Source organism: Haloarcula rara, assembly GCF_029338235.1.
Classification (GTDB): Archaea; Halobacteriota; Halobacteria; order Halobacteriales; family Haloarculaceae; genus Haloarcula; species Haloarcula rara.
Genome location: NZ_CP119785.1, coordinates 2,126,353 through 2,144,567, shown reverse-complemented (window position 1 = coordinate 2,144,567; position 18,215 = coordinate 2,126,353). Strand labels below are relative to the sequence as shown.

Below are 18,215 nucleotides of genomic sequence, written 5' to 3'. Positions count from 1 at the left end.
GTTTCCGAACTGGAGTGTATGTCCAAAGCGACAACAGAGGAGGCGACCGACCTCTCACGAACCGTGCTGTGCGTCGACGACGAGCAGCGAATCGACGACGTGTCGACGGCCATCGACGGTGAAGGGACGCTCGCAGCCGTCGAAGCGACCACCGTCGAGGATGCGACCGAACTGCTCCAGGCGGAGTCAGTCGTCTGTGTGGTCACGAGCTACGACCTGCCCGACGGAACCGGGATGGACGTCATCGAGGCCGTGCGCGAACACGCACCCCAGGTACCGAGCGTCCTCTTTACGGACCGACCACCGCAGGAGATCGACACCGCCTCCTTCGAGGAGACCATCGTCGAATATCTGAACCGGGACCTCCCGGACGCCCACGACCGGCTCGGGTTCGTCACGAACGACGTCATCGAACACAGCGCCCAGGTCGGTTTCCTCCGGCCCGACGACGAAGAGGAGCGACTGGCGACGCTGGCCGAGTACGACATCGACGAGCTCCCCATCGACGAGAGCTTCGAGCGGCTCACCGACCTCATCGCGAGCCACTTCGACGCCGGCGTCGCCTTCATCGGCCTCATAGAGAAAGACGAAGAGAACTTCCTGGCCTGCCACGGGGCCGACCTGGACAGTCTCACGCGTGAGGACACCATCTGCACCCACAGCATGCTCCAGGAGGACGTCATGGTCATCGAAGACATCGCCGACGACAACCGGTTCAACAAGAACGAACAGCTCGAGAACCTCGGTATCGTCTCCTACGCCGGTGCGAACATGACCGCCCCGAACGGACAGGTCATCGGCCAGGTGTGTCTCATCGACTTCGAGAAGCGGAGTTACGACGCGGTCGAACGCGCCGAACTCCAGGACTTCGCCGAGACGGCCATGGAGATTCTGGACCTGCGGAAGTCGCTTCGCGACGCCCGCGGCGAGGAGGTGGCCCGATGAGTCTCGCAACCGACGGGTTCGCTGTCGACTCGCTCTCACTGGGCCCAATCGACAGCGGGACGAGTATCCTGCTGACCGGCGAGGACGCCGACACGCTGCAGACGGTGTTCAGTCAGCTCGTCGCGGCCGACGACGACGAGCGCTCTATCGTCCTCTCGACCGGGAGCGGCGGTCGGGCCGTCCAGCGGGACCTGAACAACGCCCGAACGGGTGCCGGCAACCGGGCCTCGGTGCTGACCTGCGAGGGCCCGGCCAGCGGCGAGGACGTCCAGTCCGTCGACGACATCAGCGACCTCACCCGACTGGGGATGGACTTCTCGACGCTCGTGGCCTCGGCCCAGCAGCACTCGGACCGGTTCCGCTCGGGCATCATGCTCTGTTCGACCATCGCCGGCGAGGTCGACGACACCCGGTCGCTGTATCGCTTTCTCAACTCCAACTTCCTGACCGAACTGCGCCGGGGCGACGGTATCGGCGTCTGTGCGCTTGACACCAGCGCCGACATCGGCGCGGATATGTCGAGTACCATCAGCGGCCTCCAGACCTCCTTTTCGGCCCACATCGAGGTCGAGAAGACCGGCCCCGGACAGGCGACGCTCACCGTCGACGGGCTGGACGGCGACGAGACGGTCGACGTCGACCTGTAGCGACCGATAGAAAAGCTGTTTTCGGGTTTTCAGTATCAGTGACCGAAGGGATTAGTAGCGAGAGCCAGACCCCCCGAGTGTAGCCGGTCGGGGCTTTCTGGCTGTTCGTATCCGAATCGGCTATAAAGAAATCCGCGTCCTCTAGACGCTCTCGACGGCGTCGAGGAGCTCCTCGTAGTCGGGCTCGTTGGTCGGGTCGTCGGCGACCCAGCTGTAGGTGACCTCGCCGTCGTCGTCCAGGACGAACACCGAGCGATTGGCGACGCCCATGAGACCGAGGTCGCCGATGTCGATACGGACCCCGTAGTCCTCGATGGCGTTACGGTCCATGTCGCTGACCAGGGCGAAGTCCAGGCCGTGTTCCTCGCGGAAGGCGTTCTGCGAGAACGCCGAGTCGGCGCTGACGCCCAGAATGGTCGCGCCGGCGGCCTCGAAGTCGTCCAGGTGCTCCTGGAGCGCCACCATCTCGTTGGAACACGGCGGCGTGAACGCACCGGGGAAGAACGCGAGCACGACTGGCCCGTCGCCCAGGTGGTCGGACAGTTCGAACGCCTCTACCTCTCCGTTCGCGAGCGTCGCGGAGATATCGGGTGCGGAATCGCCTGTGGATACCATCGACTTTCCGTAGGTTCGGCACCCGGATAAATGGTCGTTCGGCGGCGTGTCCTGCCAGCGGTCGCCAGAGAGCTACGTCTCGTCGCGCACCCACTCCGCGAACGTGTGGTGCTCGCGGCAGTGCTCGAAGTACTCCCGTTGCATCTCGGTCATCGCGTCCTCGAGTGCGAGCCCGTCGTCGAGGTGGCTTCGGACCCGGTCTATCTTCCACGAACTCGGCGTCTCGCCGGCGTCGTAGCGGTCCTCGATGGGGTCGAGATACTCGTCGATACGGGCTTCGGGCAGGTCCTGTTCTTCCAGTCCCAGCCGGGCAAAGCGGAAGATTTCGTCGAAGATGACCTCGTGGTCGGTGGTACGCTCGCCGTGGATGGTGACCCACGAGAGGTCGGCCGCCAGCCCGTCGGCCGCGGCGGCGTAGAAACTCCGCTCGGCCTCCACCCACGGGAGCTCGGTGACGGGGTGGTCCGCGACGACGAGGCCGCGGATGAGCCCGACCGTCAGCGCCTGCAGCCCGATCATGTCCTTGACGTGGGGCTGGGTGGGCAGCGGGCGGTACTCGATGCGCAGCGAGCGCTCGTCGCTGGCGCCTTCGACAGGTGTGCCGCCGATGACACAGCGGAGCCAGCGCCAGTAGGTCCCCCGCTTGTGGTCGAACTCCCAGATATCGTCTTCGAGGGTGTCCCGCTCGCTCTCGTCGAGCCACTCCCGAAGGAACGGACCGAAGCAATCGTCCGCGACGACGCGGTCGACCACGTCTTCGACGCTATCGATGTCGCGTGGGACCCGTACTTTGGGGTTCTCGCTGGTGTTGACCGACTGCTCGAACGCCGAGATTCGCAGTTCGTGGTCGGTGTTGGCACAGAGCCACTCCCCGTCGGTATGGTCGGGGTAGAAATCCGCCGGCAGGAACGGTGAGTTCACCGACAGCGCCAGGAGCGGCCCCAGGGTGCGGATGGCGGCGTTGTAGTAGTCGGGGAACGCATCGGTGTCGGGAATCTGGAGATGGGGCTGGATAGAGGTCGCCAGCGACTCGAACAGGATCGTCGGGAACGACCCCTCGTAGCCCGGCACCGCGAAGTCGATAGCGCCGCCGGCGTGCTGGACGGCCTCGTTGTCCAGCGCGACGTAGCGGGGCGCCTGGCGCATGTTGTCGGCCAGAATCACGCCGTCGCGTTCCTCGTGGGCCGAGAGATACGACTCGGCGCCCTCCTCGGGCGGGATGGTCCACATCGCGTCCAGAATCAGCTCGCAGTTGTGTTTCTCAGCCTGTGCTCGGGCCTGCTTGGTGTGCATCTCGACGGCCGTGGTCTGGACCTCCATGCCCGCCCCGTCGAAGGTGTTGGGTTCGGTGTTTATCTCGGCGTTGTGCAGACCCAGTTCCTTGTTCGCCTCCCCGTCGAACACCACGTCTGGGAGCCGGGTGAGCCGCCCCTCCCACTCCTCGGGGTCCATGTACGGCTCGTCGTCCTCGCCCTCGGCTTCGGCCTCGACGGCCGGTTCGGGGTCGTCGGGCTCGACGTCCTCGGGGTCGTCGGGCGCGAGCGGGCTGTCCGGGTCGACGTCGAGCGAGGGGCCCTCGCCGGGGCCGAAGTCGTCGCCCGAGTCGTCGCCCGCGCTCTCGGCTTCGGCCTCGCCGTCTCCCGTGTCGGGCGGCGGCGTCTCGTCTGCGGGCTCCAGTGACGCCCCGCCCCCGCCGGACTCGCTCTGGGGCTCCAGCGAGCCGTCCCACGCCGACCCGCCGTCGCCGCCCGACAGGTCGTCGTCGAGGGCCGCCTCCGCCGCCCCGTCGTCCTCGGCGTCTTCGTCCGCTTCGTCCTCGGGTTCGGGTGGCTCCGGGACGCTGTTGATGGCGTACAGCTCTACCTCCAGCCCGACCGAGAAGGCCTCGTTGTCGAACTCGCCGGCCGCGATGGCCCGGCGAAGCTCCGCGGCCTGTGCGTCGACCCGGTCGGTGAACTCCCCGTAGGTCTCATCGGCCAGCGAGCGGCGCACCAGGTCGACGATATCGTCCATGACGCAACTGTGGCGGCTCTTGCATTATAAGTGGTCCGTCCGGTAGTGGGAGTTTGCGATGGCAGTCCAAACGCCGAGAACCAGAATGGAAGTGACTCGCGCTGCTCTGCGGTTCCCTTCGGTCACCGCTTCGTTTCGAGGGTCCTCCCTGCGGTCGGACCCTCACCCTATTCGAAGAGGTCCTCGTGTCGCGCGGCCAGGTTGGCGTAGTCGCCCGAGGAGAACGCCTCGAACACTTCGTCGGGGTCGATAGTCGTCTCCGAGAGCGGTGTCACCTGCGCGGGGCTCCCACGGACGAACGACTTGGCGGGCACTTCGTAGCCCGGTGGGACGACAGTGCCCATGGCGACGATAGAGCCCTCGCCGATGACGGCGTCGCTGACGGTGGAGTTGAAGCCAACGAGCGCCCCGTCTTTCACGTCGGCGTCGTTGAGCACGGCGCCGTGGCCGACCATCACCTTCTCGCCGACGGTCGAGGCGTGGAGGATGGCCCCGTCGCCGATAGCCGTCTCGCGGCCGACCTCGACCGGCCCAACGTCGCCCCGCAGCACCGCGCCGGGCCAGACGTTCGCGTTCGGCCCAACAGACACGTCGCCGACGACCGTCGCCTCGCGGCTGACGTGGGCGTATCCGTGGATATCGGGCTCGGCTCCCTCGAAAGCGTACTCGCGACTGTCCATACGGATATCGGGAGTGGGCCATCCGAAAAGATACCGGTCACCGTACCCGCAACCGGGACCCGGAGGGTCAGAACGTGAGTCGTTCGAGCAGCCGCCGAGTGAGCGACGGGCGGCGCGACTGGTGCGGGTAGGCCGTTACCGTCGTACAGCCGGGGTTCGGGACGGTCGGGCCGTCGTCGAGCACCGCGTTGCGGATGCGGTCGTCTGCGCCACGGCGCACCAGCAGGTCCGGTTGGGGCGGGGCGCCGCCGTCGGTCCGGAACGGCTCGGACTGCACCGGGACCGAAAGCATCGACGACAGCTCGGCCTGGTAGTCGTCGATGGTCCGCTGTTGCTCGTCGGACCCGTTTCCGGGGTGCCACAGCGAGACGCTGCCGTCGTTGGCCTCGGCGACGGCGCCGGCGACTTTCACGGCCAGGGGCGGGTACGGGCCGCCGTCACCCGAGAGGGCGATGTCACTGGGTTCGTTGTACCCCAGGTTGTCCACGAGTAACACGTCACAGGGGGCGTGGCGGACGACCCAGTCGATGGGGTCGCCGCCCAGTCGTGAGCGGAGTCGGAGGGGCTCGTGTTCGGTCACGATGGTGTCGACGCCACGGCCCTCGGCGAAGTTGACGATGGCGTGTTTCGTGTCGTGGCTGACGATTTCGTCTGCCTCGATGTCGACACCGAGCTCGTCGGAAAGGGCCTCTGTCCGCGTCTCGAAGGAGATGTCCGCCTCCGACTGGGTCGCCATGTCGTCGGTCAGGGGCATCTGGTCGGGGACCTCCTCGAACCGGACCGCGACGACGCGGCCGTCGTCGGGTCGGACCAGGTCAGCCGCGAGCGCGACGAGGGCGCGTTCGCGCGCGCCGCCGTCGTTTTTCGTCAGGGCGACGAGCACCTCGTTCGAGTCCCGTGCGATCTCGGACTCGACGTCGGTGAGCGCCTCGCGGCCGACCTGTCGTCGGATGGCGTCGGTCGCCGCCCCCTCGCGGTCGACGCGCTGGCGGACGTAGAGGAAGTACCAGGCGATACTGCCGACAGTGATGACGACGGCGCCGAGCAGGGCGATAGTCCCCATCTGGGTGAGCAACAGGAACCCGGTTATCGTGCCGAATATCTGCATCCAGGGGTACAGCGGCGAGGTGAACACCGGTTCGTACTCCGCCGACCCCTCGCGAAAGGCGACGACGGCGACGTTGATGAGCGCGAACACGATGATCTGGAACGCGCTGGCGAGCTTCGCAATCTCCAGTATCGGGACGAAGGCGATGAGCACCAGCAACACGGCGCCGGTGAGCGTGATGGCGTTCAGCGGCGTCCCGAACCGCTCGCTGACTTTCGACAGCGACGGCGGCGCGAGCTGGTCCCGGCTCATCGCAAGGGGGTACCGCGAGGAGGAGAGGATACCCGCGTTGGCCGTCGAAATCAGCGCGAGGATGGCAGCGAGGATGACCGCGACGACGCCGGCCTGGCCCATCGTCACCTCGGCGGCGTCGGCGACGGGCGTCAGCGAACCCGCGACGGTGCCGGCGTCGGTCACGCCGACGAGTACGGCCACGATTCCGACGTACAACAGCGTGGTGAACACGAGCGATCCGAGGATACCGAGTGGGATGTTCTTGCCTGGGTTCTCGACCTCTTCGGCGACGCTCGCGACCTTGGTGACGCCGGCATACGAGACGAAGACCAGCCCGGTCGCCGCAAGTAACCCGCCGATGCCGTCGGCGAAGAAGTTCGCGTAGTTGGCCGACTGGACGCTGGGGGCGCTGCCGGCGGCGAACCAGCCAAGCGCCGCCAGCATCACGACGACGATACCGACCTGCAGCCGCCCCGTCTGTTTGGCGCCGACGATGTTGATGAGGATGAGCACGCCGGCCAGCGCCAGCGCGACCGGTTTCAGCGGCAGGTCGAAGAGAAGGAGGAGGTACGGGACACCGCCGACCAGGGCGAGCGCGCCCTTGAACGACAGCGAGAACCACGTGCCGACGCCGGCAACGGTACCAAGCAGCGGGCCCATCCCGCGCTCGATGTAGATGTAGGTCCCGCCGGCCTCGGGCATCGCGGTCGCCATCTCCGACTTCGAGAGGGCTGCCGGAACCACGAGGAGGCCGGCCAGCGCGTACGCGACGATGACGGCGGGGCCGGCGATTTTCAGCGCAAGTGCCGGGAGGATGAAGATGCCGCTACCGATCATCGCACCGATACTGATAGCCAGCACAGCGGGGAGTCCGAGGTCGCGTTCGAGGTCTTTCGTCATGAGTGGGGGGCCAGATGTGTCATTTGTGGACAGGCGTTGTCATAGCGGTCGAGTGGCTCTCGACCGCTCAGGTACTGGCCGACACTTAATTCCGGAAGTGAATAAAGGAACGGGTTTGAATTCCGTATCCGAAATCAAGATTGGTATATAGCCGTACCCGGAAAATTATACTCATTTATCATCGGCAACCGCCTCCGGGTCGAACTGGTGGAACGGCCGCGTGTACTCGTTGCGGATGAGGTCCTCGTCGACGACCTCGAGACCGATGTCGTTCAGGTCGCGGCCGATGCGGCTGAGGTCGTTGCCGTCGACGCCGACGACTTCGACGTGGACGTTTTCCGCACCGGTCATCACCTCCCGGATGGCGACGACGCCGTCCACGTCGAGGGCCCGGCGGGCTATCTCTTCTCGCTCGTGAATCGGCGCCGTACAGACGATGAGCGTGTGGAGCTGATAGCCCGCGGCCTCGTAGTCCACGTCGACGTCATAGCCGCGGATGACCTCGGCCGCCTCCAAGTTGCTGATTCGGTTGCGGACAGTCCGGGCCGAGACGTCCAGGGACTCGGCGATTTCGCTGGCTGACGTGTGACGGGCATCGCCCTGCAACGCGTGGATTATCTGTCGGTCGAGGTCGTCTATCGGGTACTCGGAGTCGGCCATGTCACCCGGTTTGCGAGCCGGTAGCACAAAAGTACGTGATTCGGCCCCGCTCGCGACCCGCGTTACCGGCCGAGTTCCGCGTGTGCCGAGGAGAGGTGCCGCGAGGACAGCGCGGCCAGCAGGGAGAGCTCGCCGGCCAGCACCCCGGCGGCGATGACCTCCGCCAGCGCGTCGGCGTTGCTCCCGGCGGGGTCGCCGCCGCCGCCGTAGCCGAGCACGTCGAGCGCCTCCGACTGGGTGGGTAAGGAGGTCCCGCCGCCGACAGTGCCCACTTCGAGCGAGGCCAGCGTCACCGAGGCGTACAGCCCCTCCTCGCGCGCGTCGACGGTCGTGATGGTGTTGGACCCCTCGACGACCTGGGCGGCGTCCTGGCCCAGCGCGAGGAACGCGGCGGCGACGACGTTGGCGGCGTGGGCGTTAAAGCCCAGCGCGCCGGCCTTCGCCGAGCCCACGAGGTTCTTTCTGGTATTCGCTTCGGCGATGGCCGCCGTCGTCGTGTCCAGCCGTTCCTCGACCTGCTCGTGGGGAATCAGGACGTCGGCCGACACCGTGCGGCCGCGGCCCTCGACGGCGTTGATGGCGGCGGGTTTCTTGTCGGAACAGAGGTTGCCCGACAGCGCGACGAGGTCGGCGGGCGTCTCGGCCTCGATGACGTCGCAGGCCGCCTCGGTGGCGATGGTGGCCATGTTCATCCCCATCGCGTCCTTGGTGTCGTAGCTGAATCGGAGGAAGACGCTGTCGCCGACGACGTAGGGAGTCACGTCCTGTAGCTCCCCGTGGCTCGTGGTCGCTTCGGCCGCGTCGGCCAGTTCCGCGACGTGTTCGCGGACCCAGGCCGACACTTCGCCGGCCTCGGCCACGTCGTCGACCTTGAACACGGGCGCACGCGTCATCCCGGACTTGAGTACTCTCGCCGTCGCACCGCCGGCGTGGCGAATCGTGGAGACGCCGCGGTTGACGCTCGCGAGCAGGGCGCCCTCGGTCGTCGCCAGCGGGAGGTAGTGCTCGCCCTCGGCCGCGCCGCCGTCGACGGGTAGCGGGCCGACGACACCCATCGGTATCTGGGCCGCACCGACCATGTTCTCGATGTTGGGCTCGGCGTCGGCGGCGTCGAAGGCGTACTCGCCGACCGTTTCGAGGTCGGCGCCGACCTCTTCGGCCAGCAGCTGCCGGCGGGCGGCGGCGGCCGTCTCGGCGTCGGCGTGGTCTTCGAGTTCGTAGAGGCGCAACTCGCCGTCCTGTACCTTCCGGGCGAGGGTCTCGGCGTCGGTCATACAGGTCGGTTGCGGGCCGGCCCCCTAACAGTTGCTCTTATCGGTGGCCCCCGGAGCCGGACGACGACACGCCACCAGCATAGCGAGTCAGAGCCGCGTCACGCCCACCCGCAGTCTGGCACAGCCGCCGAGTTAGGGAGGGAAAAACACCGAACAGCGGTGCGCGACAGGCGGTGTAAGCCCCATCTATCGCGAGACAGCGACGGGACGGTCGGTCGCCGAGTGTATGACTATCGTTATCATACGCCGAATTCCAACAAAGTTCGTTACCGACCTACTATTCTCCCCATCGGAGTATATTGAAGGCAAAATTTTTTCAATAGAGGAGTTCGAACGACTAGTCACCTATAGGAGGGTCAACTTTGCCCGAAATGGAAACGGCTGAGTTCGAGACCGACCTCAGCCTCTTCAAATACGACAACCTCGAACAGCTCCCACCGGCGTATCGGGAGCTCGAGGAGGACGAACGGACCGAGCGCATCGAGGCGGCGCTCGACGAGCTAGGTGACGACGTTGTCATCCTGGGTCACAACTACCAGCGACGGGAAATCGTCGAGCACGCCGACTTCATCGGGGACTCCTACCAGCTCTCGAAGGAGGCCGCCGACTCCGACGCCGACTACGTCATTTTCGGCGGGGTGACGTTCATGGCCGAGTCCGCCGACATCATCACCGACGACGCCCAGAGCGTCATCCTCCCCTCGATGGAGGCGTCCTGTCCCATGGCCGGGATGGCCGAGGCGCTCCAGGTCGACGCCGCGTGGGCCGAACTCACCGCCGAGACCGACGAGAACATCATCCCCATCACGTACATGAACAGCTACGCCGATCTGAAGGCGTTCTGTGCCGAGCAGGGCGGGCTGGTCTGTACGTCCTCGAACGCCCACAAGGCCTTCGAGTACGCCTTCGAGAGAGGCGATAAAGTACTCTTCCTGCCAGACAAGCATCTGGGGGAAAACACCGCCTACCGGCTGGGGATGGAAGACGAAATCGTCGACTGGGACCCGTGGGACCCCGAGGGGACCACCGCCGCCGAGGCCGTCGAGAACGACATCATCCTCTGGGAAGGGTACTGTCAGGTCCACGAGCGCTTCCGCGAGCACCACATCGAGAGCATCCGCGAGGAGCACCCGGACGCGAACGTCATCGTCCATCCGGAGTGTCGCCGCGAAGTCGTCGAAGCCGCCGACGTGAGCGGCTCCACGGCGACTATCTGCGAGAAGGTCACCGAGGCCGACCCCGGCGACACGTGGGCCATTGGCACGGAGATTCACCTCACCCACCACCTCCAGCGGTGGCACCCCGAGGTCAACGTCGTCCCGCTGTGCGGTGACGCCTGCATGGACTGTAACGCGATGCGCCAGATAGACCCGAACTACCTCACCTGGGTCCTGGAGGAGCTGGTCGAGGGCCGCGAACGCAACGTCATCGAGGTCGCGCCCGAGGAGAAGGACCTGGCCCAGGTCGCACTCGACCGGATGCTGGAAATATGACTGACCACGACACCTCCGACGTACTCGTCGTCGGTTCCGGTATCGCCGGGCTGGCTGCTGCGCTCGGCGCCGTACGCGAGGGCAGCGACGTGACCGTCGCGACGAAAGCGACCCGCCCGGAAGGCGCCTCCTCGTGGTGGGCCCAGGGCGGCATCGCCGTCTCCCGGGACCACCCCGAGCAGTTCAAAGAAGACATCATCGCCGCAAGCGACGACACCGCCGACCCCGACGCCGTCGACGTGCTCGTCGAGAACGCCAACGACGCCGTCGAGGACGTGCTGCTGGAGACGCTCGACGTCGAATTTGATACGAACGGCAGCGGCGACGACCTGGATTTCACCCGCGAGGCCGCCCACAGCGAGGACCGCATCCTCCACGTGGACGCCGCGACGGGCAAGCACATCCACGTCCCGTTCCTGAACTACCTCGACGCCCGCGACGGCGTCGAGATCATGGACGACACCGCCGCGCTCGAACTGATTCGCCACGAGGGGCGCGTCCACGGCGCGATGCTCGAATCCGACGGCGAGGTGACCCCGCACTACGCCGGGAGCGTGGTGCTGGCGACCGGCGGCATCGGCGAGCTCTACCCGCGGACGACCAACCCCGACATGGCCACCGGCGACGGCATCGCGATGGCCGCACTGGCTGGCGCGGACGTGGAAGACATGGAGTACGTCCAGTTCCATCCGACCGTCGCAGTACCAGGCGAGGCCCAGCGGGCCTCGAAGCGAAGCGGCGAAACCGCAGAGCAAGACGACGACAGCGGCGTCTTCCTCGTCAGCGAGGCCGTCCGCGGCGAGGGCGGCCTGCTGCGCAACGGGGAGGGCGAGCGGTTCATGCCGGACTACCACGCGGACGCCGAACTCGCGCCCCGCGACGTGGTCGCCCGCGCCGTCAAAGCCGAACGGGAGGCGACGGGCGAGGTCCTGCTCGACGTCTCGCCGCTCGAGTTCGCCGCCGAGTTCCCCGGGCTGGCCCGGCGCTGTGGGGACCACGGTATCGACTACGAGCAGGGTATCCCGGTCGCCCCCGCCGAGCACTTCCTCTGTGGCGGGGTCAGCGTCGACGACCGCGGCCGGAGCACGCTCGACCGGCTCTACGCCGTCGGGGAGTGCTCCCGAACGGGGGTCCACGGCGCGAACCGACTGGCCTCGACCTCCCTGCTCGAAGGGCTGGTCTGGGGCCTTCGCGCCGGCGAGGACGCCGCCGGCAAGCCGGTCGACCCCATCGAAGCCCCGGACCTGCTGGAGCGGGACCCGGACCTCCCCGCCCGCTTCGCCGGCGACAAGATGCACCGGCTGCGCCGCGTGATGGACGAGCAACTGGGCGTGGAACGCGACCCCGCCGAACTCGGGAAGGCGATGGCGTTGCTGCGCCGCCTCAAGGGCGAGGTCGACGCCTACGTGCGCACCCGCACGAGCCGGTCGCTGTACGAGCTGCGCCACGCGAGCGTGACGGCGCTGCTCGTGGCCCGCCACGCCAGCGAGAACACCGAGAGCGTCGGCACCCACAACCTCGTCGAGAAAGCGCCGGCGGAATCGTCCGCGGACTGATGATTACCGACGCCGACGTCGAACGGTGGCTGCGGGAAGACGTGGGCCACCACGACGTGACCAACGACGTACCCGGCGAGACCGAGGGGCGGCTGGTCGCCAAGGAGACCGGAACCGTCGCCGGGCTGGACGCCGCGCGAGCGGTGTTTTCGTATCTCGATTGCGAGGTGCGAAACACCTCGAAGCGAGGCGGTGGAACCACCGAGCAGGTCGAAGCCGGCGACCGCATCGAAGCCGGCGACCTCGTCCTCACCGTCGAGGGACCCGCCCGCGAGGTACTGCGGGGCGAGCGCGTCGCCGTGAATATTGTCGGCCACGCCGCGGGTATCGCGACGAAGACGGCCGCTGCAGTGGACGCGGCCCGGACCGTCTCGGACGACACCGCTATCGCCGGGACCCGCAAGACCACGCCCGGCCTGCGCGGCGTCGAGAAGCGCGCCGTCGCGGCCGGCGGCGGCGACACCCACCGGCTCGACCTCTCGCATATGGTGATGGTCAAAGACAACCAAGTCGCCGAGATGGGACTTGCAGGCGCTATCTCGCATTTCCGCGAACGTGCCTCCTTCGCCACGAAGCTGGACGTGGAGGTCGAGACCGTCGAAGACGCCCCGCGAGCGGCCGAGTACGGGGCCGATATCGTCCTGCTTGACAACATGACGACCGAAGAGACCGAGCGGGCCGTCGAACTGGTCGCCGAGACCGACGGTGAGACGCTCACCGAGGCCAGCGGCGGCATCACCGTCGAGACCGTCCCCGACTACGCCGCGACCGGCGTGGACATCATCTCTATGGGGTCGCTGACCCACTCCGCGCCGACGCTGGACCTGTCGTTTCGGACCGGGTGAGCAGGGAGCTTTTCACCGGCGCCCACAGACACGGAGACCATGCCAGCAGACGTGCGACGATGCGACGACCACGGCTTCTTCGAGGGCGATAGCTGCCCACACTGCGAGGCAGACGGTGAGCACGTCGTCGACGGTGACCGCCGTCGACAGCTCTCGAAGTTCGTCTCGGGTGCGCTTCGGCATTTCCCCGACGACGCCGGGCTCGACCTGGACGGGAACGGCTGGACAGCGCTGCCGGACCTCGTCGACGCTGTCGAGTCGAAGTACAACTGGCCAGACCGGGAGACCGTCGACGCCGTCGTGGTGACGGACCCGAAGGGCCGTTTCGAGCGCGACCCCGGCGGCGACTCCGACCGAATCCGGGCGGCCTACGGCCACTCGGTCGACGTGACCATCGAGGCCGACGGCGGCCCGGTCCCGGACACGCTCTATCACGGCACCGCACCCCGGAACGTGGCTGCAATCGCCGAGGAAGGGCTTCGACCGATGAACCGCCAGCGGGTCCACCTCTCGGCGAGCGTCGAGACGGCGACGGAGGTCGGCTCCCGCCACGCGGACGACCCGGTACTGCTCGAAGTCGACGCGGCGGCGATGGAAGCGGACGGTCTGGAGATTGCCAAACGAGGCGAGGCGACCTACACCACCGACCGCGTCCCCCCTGCGTATCTCTCGACGCGAAACGGGCGTTCGTAGTCGATTATTTTTCGACGGGTCTCAGGTAGATTTATCTTCCCTGCGGTCCCCTACTCGCTGTATTTCCCCCGGAGCCGGATCGCCGATGACAGACACGACTACCGCGACGCCACTCGATCCGTATCTGCAGGACGGCGAGCGGTTGCGACACCTGCTGACGAACACGCAAGCCGGCGTCGAGCGCGGCGCGGACGGCGGCCGAGCGGTCCGTCCCGATGACGGGGCCGGCGCCTACCTTGGCCTGACCGATCACCGCATCGTTATCCTGGTCGCCGACCCGGTCGGCCGCGACACCGACTTCGTGACCTCCCACCGGTACACGAACGTCGCCGAGGTGGCGGTCCACCGCGAGGCCGGGACGCCGCGTGTCGAGTTCGAGACGCAGCACGGGCAGGCGTACTCGTTTCCGACCCGCGAGTCGGACCTCGAGGCGGTGGCGGCGTTCCTCCCGGTGGCCTGTGACAACCCGGGGGCCGTGTCAACCGGAGACACCGACCTCGCGGACCACTGCGAGGCGCTGTCGGCCCATCTCGCGGCCGGGGAGTGGGAGGCCTTCGACCGTCGACTGGGGGCGGCGATGGAGGCAGTCGAGACGCGTCCTGAAACCACCGCGAGCGCGCAGTCCACGGTGGAGAGAGACCTCCACTGTCTCGTCCGCGATCGGTACGTCCTGGCGGGCCGAGAGACGCTCACGTCGGCGCGCCGCCGCCTCGACACCGGAGACCTGGAGCTGAGCTACCGGCGAGCGCGCGCGGCCTACGACCGCTTCGAGCAGGCCCTCGAGCGGGCCCAGCGGGACGGCCTCGCGACCGAGAACAGCATGGTCGGGCTGACGATGGCAGACGATATCGCCGATACGAGTCTCGGACGGCTGTTCGCGACCGGGCGCCACCGGTCCGCCCGTGCGGCGGACCGGGAGAACCCCGAGGAGCGTATCGCGGACCTCGAGGCGGCCCTGGATATCTACGAGACGGTCGGAGCGCTGGTCACCGGTGACGCGACGCTGTCGGACGACATCAGAGAGCGGGCGCGCGAGGAGGCGGCGGCTGCCATCGAGGCGCTCGTCGACGTGCGGCTTGAGCGCGCCGCTGACGGCCGGGAGGCGGCCAACTGGGAGCTGGCGGTCGGCAACGAGGCGGCTGCCCGGGAGCTGGCCGTGTCGGCGCGGGCCGACCTCGACCGCGCGCTCGAACTGGCGACGGCGTATCCGCCGGGTGACGCCGACGCGATACGCACGCAGCGGTCGGTACTGCGGCGGAGTTCGGGCTGCGCGAGGAGTGAGCGGGACTTGCGGAGCGGCCCCGGACCGGAGAGCAGTTACTCAAGCAGCGGCTCGCCAGTCATCGCGTCGGGCCGGTCGACGTCGATGAGCGAGAGCATGGTCGGCGCGAGGTCGGCCAGCGTCCCGCCGTCGCGGGCGGTCAGCCCGCCGTCGCTCACGGCGTCGCCGTTCGCTTCTTCGGGGTCGGTTCCCGACCCCGCTCCCGGCGCGACGTAGATGAACGGCACCGGGTTGGTCGTGTGAGCGGTGTGTGGGTCCTCTTCGGTTCCCATGTCGTCGGCGTTGCCGTGGTCGGCACAGACGAGGACGTGGCCGCCGGCGTCGTGGATGGTCTCGACCAGCCGGCCGAGTTGCTCGTCGACCGCTTCGACGGCAGTCTTGGCCGCGTCGAAGTCACCGGTGTGGCCGACCATGTCGGGGTTGGCGTAGTTCAGGACGAGGGCGTCCGGGTCTTCGGATTCTATCACGTCGATAGCGGTGTCCGTGACGCCGGGCGCGCTCATCTCCGGCTGGAGGTCGTAGGTCGGCACGTCCGGGGACTCGACGATTTCCCGGCGCTCGCCCTCGAACTCGACCTCCCGGCCGCCGTTGAGGAAGTAGGTGACGTGGGGGTACTTCTCGGACTCGGCGAGCCGGAGCTGGGTCAGGCCGGCCGCAGAGAGCACCTCGCCGTAGGTGTCGGCGGGCTGGTTCGGCGGGAAGGCGACGGGGAGGTCGAACGTGCTGTCGTACTGGGTCATCGTCACCAGCCGAATCGTCGGCGGCTCTGTGTCAGCGCCCCAGGCGTCGGGGCGGATATCCGCGAGCATCCGGGAGAGCTGGCGGGCCCGGTCCGACCGGAAGTTGAAGAAGACGGCCGCGTCGCCGTCGTCCATGCCGTCGTAGCCGTCGATGACGGTCGGCTCGATGAACTCGTCGGTGGTGTCACGGGCGTACGACTCCGTGGCGGCCGTGACGGCCGTCTCGACCTGATGGTCGGCGTCGGCGTCGACGACAGCGTCGTAGGCCCGGCGGGTGCGCTCCCAGTTCTGGTCGCGGTCCATCGCGAAGTATCGGCCCGTCACCGTCGCGACGTGGCCGGTGCCGTGTTTCTCGGCGTGGGCGGCCAGTTGAGAGAGGTAGCCCTCACCGCCCTTCGGCGAGGTGTCGCGGCCGTCGGTGAAGGCGTGTGTGACCGCCTCGGTCCCGCGCTCGTCGGCGAGTTCGATGAGCGCGTGGAGGTGGTCCTGATACGAGTGGACGCCGCCGTCCGAGACCAGCCCCATGAAGTGGACTTTGCCGTCGTTGGTCTCGGCGTAGTCGAAGGCCGAGAGGATGTGTTCGTTCTCGAAGAACGGTGGGTCCTGGTCGTCGGGGTCGGGTTCCGTCTCGCCGCGCGACCGGGCGACGGTGTCGGTGACCCGGGCGGAGTCCTGCTTGACGACGCGCCCGGCGCCGATGTTGAGATGGCCCACCTCGCTGTTGCCCATCTGGCCCTCGGGCAACCCGACCCGGCGGCCGTGTGTCGAAAGCGTCGAGTCCGCACCGGCCTCGCGGTACCGGTCGAAGTTGGGTGTCTCGGCCGCAGCCACGGCGTCCCGTACGTTCTCGTCCGGATTCAGTCCCCAGCCGTCGAGGATTACGAGCCCGACTTGCATACGCGAATGGTCACACGAACGGGGTAATAGCCCTTCGGTCGCCGAAGTGTCGCGGACACCGCAACGCCGTGAGTTTCGGCTTCCGTCTGCGGCGTCGACCCGCGACAACGCCCCGCTGTGACCGCGTAGCACGACCGCCCCAGTATCAGGTTCCCTAGCCGGGAACCCCGACGTTAAGAGGGTGGACCGTCACCCTACTGGCATGACGCGAAACATCCTCTCGGAGGACCTGGCCGACGCCATCGTCACGACGGCCCGCACAGCGACAGGCGACTCGCTGCGGTCGGTGACGTACTTCACACGGGCGAACTTCGAGCAGCTCTATCTGCGCGAGGACCTCGAACAGGACGCGGACCTCAACGACTTCGTCGGCCACGAGTGGCAGGGGTACAAACAGACCAAGAACGCCTACCAGGAGTCCGAGCTGGGCGAGTACCGCTTTACCGTGCGGGCCTTCGAGAACGGCTATCTGCTCCGGGCAACCACGGAGCGCCAGGGCGTGCTCATCACCACTGACGGCCTCTCGATGGGGTCCTACGAGGAGATTGCGGAGGCCATCGAGCGGCTGCTGCGCGAGGAGTCGGGCAAAGAGTAGTCACAGCAGATTCCAGAGCCAGTTCGCGGCGTTGAGCGCGACGAGCAACCCACCTTCTATTCTGGACAGCGTCTCTTCGGTGTAGAACAGCACCACGACCACCACGGTGGTTCCCAGTAACCACGCGGCCCCCTCGACACCGACCGACGAGACGGTCAGCGGCCGGATGAGTGCGGCCAGCCCGAGCACGCCGAGCGTATTGAAGATACAGCTGCCGACCAGATTCCCCGCAGAGATGCCGGTCCGGCCGGCCCTGGCGGCGGCGAGCGAGGTGGCGAACTCCGGCAGCGAGGTGCCCGCGGCCACGATGGTGAGCCCGATTACCCACTCGGAGACGCCGGCGACCCGGGCGATGTCGACGGCCGAGACGACCAGCAGGTGGCCCCCGCCGACCACGAGCGCGAGGCCGACCAGCAGCCGACCGACGTCGGGCGCGTGGAACTGGTCGGTGGCGGTCGCCGCGCCGTCGCTCTCCGAGCGTGCGAGCGCGACCAGATACGCCAGTAGCGACGCGAACAGCAGTCCCCCCTCGACCGCGGAGAGGTGGCCGTCGAGTGCGACAACCAGCAGCAGTGCCGTCGACGCGACCAGCAGGAGGCCGTCGCGGCGCACGAGGGTTCGGGAGGTCGCCATGGCCCGAACCAGCGCGACCCCACCGAGGATAAAGCCCAGGTTCAGCACGTTCGAGCCGACGACGTTGGCCACGGAGATGTCCGACTGGCCAGCGAGGGCTGCATCTATCGTCACCGCGAACTCCGGGGCCGAGGTGCCGAAGGCGACGACGGTGAGGCCGATGACAAGCCCCGGCACACCGAGCCGGCGGGCGACCCGCGAGGCGCCGGTGACGAACTGGTCGGCGCCGAACCACAGCGCGACGACGGCGACACCGACGTACAGCACGTCGAAGAGGACCACGTCAGTCCCCTCCGGCGGGACGGGGTCGGCGACGGTGTGATGGCACTGGGGTAGCGTAGCGACAGGACGCCCCTAACTGTTGCCCCCACGGCCCACCAGAGTTATGCCGTCACCGGCGAACCC

Annotated in this window: 15 protein-coding genes; 7 read left to right on the top strand and 8 right to left on the bottom strand. The window is 67.6% G+C overall.

The features are described 5' to 3' along the window. Positions 1-18 precede the first annotated feature (18 nt). Together P1K32_RS11305 and P1K32_RS11300 are read left to right on the top strand one after the other, a co-directional pair. The gene (locus P1K32_RS11305; RefSeq protein ID WP_276249839.1) at positions 19-945 is read left to right on the top strand and encodes a GAF domain-containing protein; all 927 of its coding nucleotides are present in this window, start codon (positions 19-21) and stop codon (positions 943-945) included. Then, a complete protein-coding gene (locus P1K32_RS11300) occupies positions 942-1,592 on the top strand; it encodes a DUF7504 family protein (protein WP_276249838.1) in 651 nt (216 codons plus the stop codon). Before P1K32_RS11305 ends, P1K32_RS11300 begins: the two co-directional genes overlap by 4 nt. 141 nt (positions 1,593-1,733) lie before the next feature. Here P1K32_RS11300 and P1K32_RS11295 read toward each other — a convergent pair whose 3' ends face one another. The 6 genes from P1K32_RS11295 to hmgA form a co-directional block, all read right to left on the bottom strand. After that, positions 1,734-2,207, bottom strand: coding sequence for a redoxin domain-containing protein (locus P1K32_RS11295; protein WP_276249837.1), 474 nt, complete (start codon positions 2,205-2,207; stop codon positions 1,734-1,736). Between the two features lie 72 nt (positions 2,208-2,279). Next, the gene (locus P1K32_RS11290; protein WP_276249836.1) at positions 2,280-4,220 is read right to left on the bottom strand and encodes a glutamate-cysteine ligase family protein; all 1,941 of its coding nucleotides are present in this window, start codon (positions 4,218-4,220) and stop codon (positions 2,280-2,282) included. A gap of 167 nt (positions 4,221-4,387) precedes the next feature. After that, positions 4,388-4,900 carry a gamma carbonic anhydrase family protein gene (locus tag P1K32_RS11285; protein ID WP_276249835.1) on the bottom strand — a complete coding sequence of 171 codons (513 nt, stop codon included), beginning with the start codon at positions 4,898-4,900 and terminating at the stop codon, positions 4,388-4,390. A 67-nt stretch (positions 4,901-4,967) separates the two neighbouring features. Beyond that, positions 4,968-7,142, bottom strand: coding sequence for a universal stress protein (locus tag P1K32_RS11280; RefSeq protein WP_276249834.1), 2,175 nt, complete (start codon positions 7,140-7,142; stop codon positions 4,968-4,970). 171 nt (positions 7,143-7,313) lie between these two features. Continuing rightward, positions 7,314-7,802, bottom strand: coding sequence for an Lrp/AsnC family transcriptional regulator (locus P1K32_RS11275; protein ID WP_276249833.1), 489 nt, complete (start codon positions 7,800-7,802; stop codon positions 7,314-7,316). A 62-nt stretch (positions 7,803-7,864) separates the two neighbouring features. Next, the gene (hmgA, locus tag P1K32_RS11270; RefSeq protein ID WP_276249832.1) at positions 7,865-9,076 is read right to left on the bottom strand and encodes a hydroxymethylglutaryl-CoA reductase (NADPH); all 1,212 of its coding nucleotides are present in this window, start codon (positions 9,074-9,076) and stop codon (positions 7,865-7,867) included. Between the two features lie 371 nt (positions 9,077-9,447). Between hmgA and nadA the strand changes: the two genes are divergently transcribed. Genes nadA through P1K32_RS11250 form a run of 4 tightly spaced genes read left to right on the top strand, consistent with a single transcriptional unit; the run spans position 9,448 to position 13,663 of the window. Continuing rightward, on the top strand, positions 9,448-10,569 hold the full coding sequence (nadA, locus tag P1K32_RS11265) for a quinolinate synthase NadA (protein ID WP_276249831.1): 1,122 nt from the start codon (positions 9,448-9,450) through the stop codon (positions 10,567-10,569). After that, entirely contained in the window at positions 10,566-12,125 is a 1,560-nt protein-coding gene (locus P1K32_RS11260; RefSeq protein ID WP_276249830.1) for an L-aspartate oxidase, read from the top strand. The genes nadA and P1K32_RS11260 overlap by 4 nt, the downstream gene beginning before the upstream one ends. Continuing rightward, positions 12,125-12,970 carry a carboxylating nicotinate-nucleotide diphosphorylase gene (nadC, locus tag P1K32_RS11255; protein WP_276249829.1) on the top strand — a complete coding sequence of 282 codons (846 nt, stop codon included), beginning with the start codon at positions 12,125-12,127 and terminating at the stop codon, positions 12,968-12,970. The genes P1K32_RS11260 and nadC overlap by 1 nt, the downstream gene beginning before the upstream one ends. Before the next feature lie 39 nt (positions 12,971-13,009). Further along, positions 13,010-13,663 carry an RNA 2'-phosphotransferase gene (locus P1K32_RS11250; RefSeq protein WP_276249828.1) on the top strand — a complete coding sequence of 218 codons (654 nt, stop codon included), beginning with the start codon at positions 13,010-13,012 and terminating at the stop codon, positions 13,661-13,663. A 1,317-nt stretch (positions 13,664-14,980) separates the two neighbouring features. Here the strand turns inward: P1K32_RS11250 and gpmI are convergent. Further along, positions 14,981-16,582, bottom strand: coding sequence for a 2,3-bisphosphoglycerate-independent phosphoglycerate mutase (gene gpmI / locus P1K32_RS11245; RefSeq protein ID WP_276249827.1), 1,602 nt, complete (start codon positions 16,580-16,582; stop codon positions 14,981-14,983). A 202-nt stretch (positions 16,583-16,784) separates the two neighbouring features. On the opposite strand from gpmI, the gene P1K32_RS11240 reads away from it, so the two are divergent. Next, positions 16,785-17,177 carry a DUF7522 family protein gene (locus P1K32_RS11240; RefSeq protein ID WP_276249826.1) on the top strand — a complete coding sequence of 131 codons (393 nt, stop codon included), beginning with the start codon at positions 16,785-16,787 and terminating at the stop codon, positions 17,175-17,177. On the opposite strand, the gene P1K32_RS11235 is transcribed toward P1K32_RS11240, so the two are convergent. Beyond that, positions 17,178-18,092 (bottom strand): sodium:calcium antiporter, encoded by a 915-nt coding sequence (locus P1K32_RS11235; protein ID WP_276249825.1) that lies wholly within the window; start codon positions 18,090-18,092, stop codon positions 17,178-17,180. Positions 18,093-18,215: the final 123 nt, after the last annotated feature.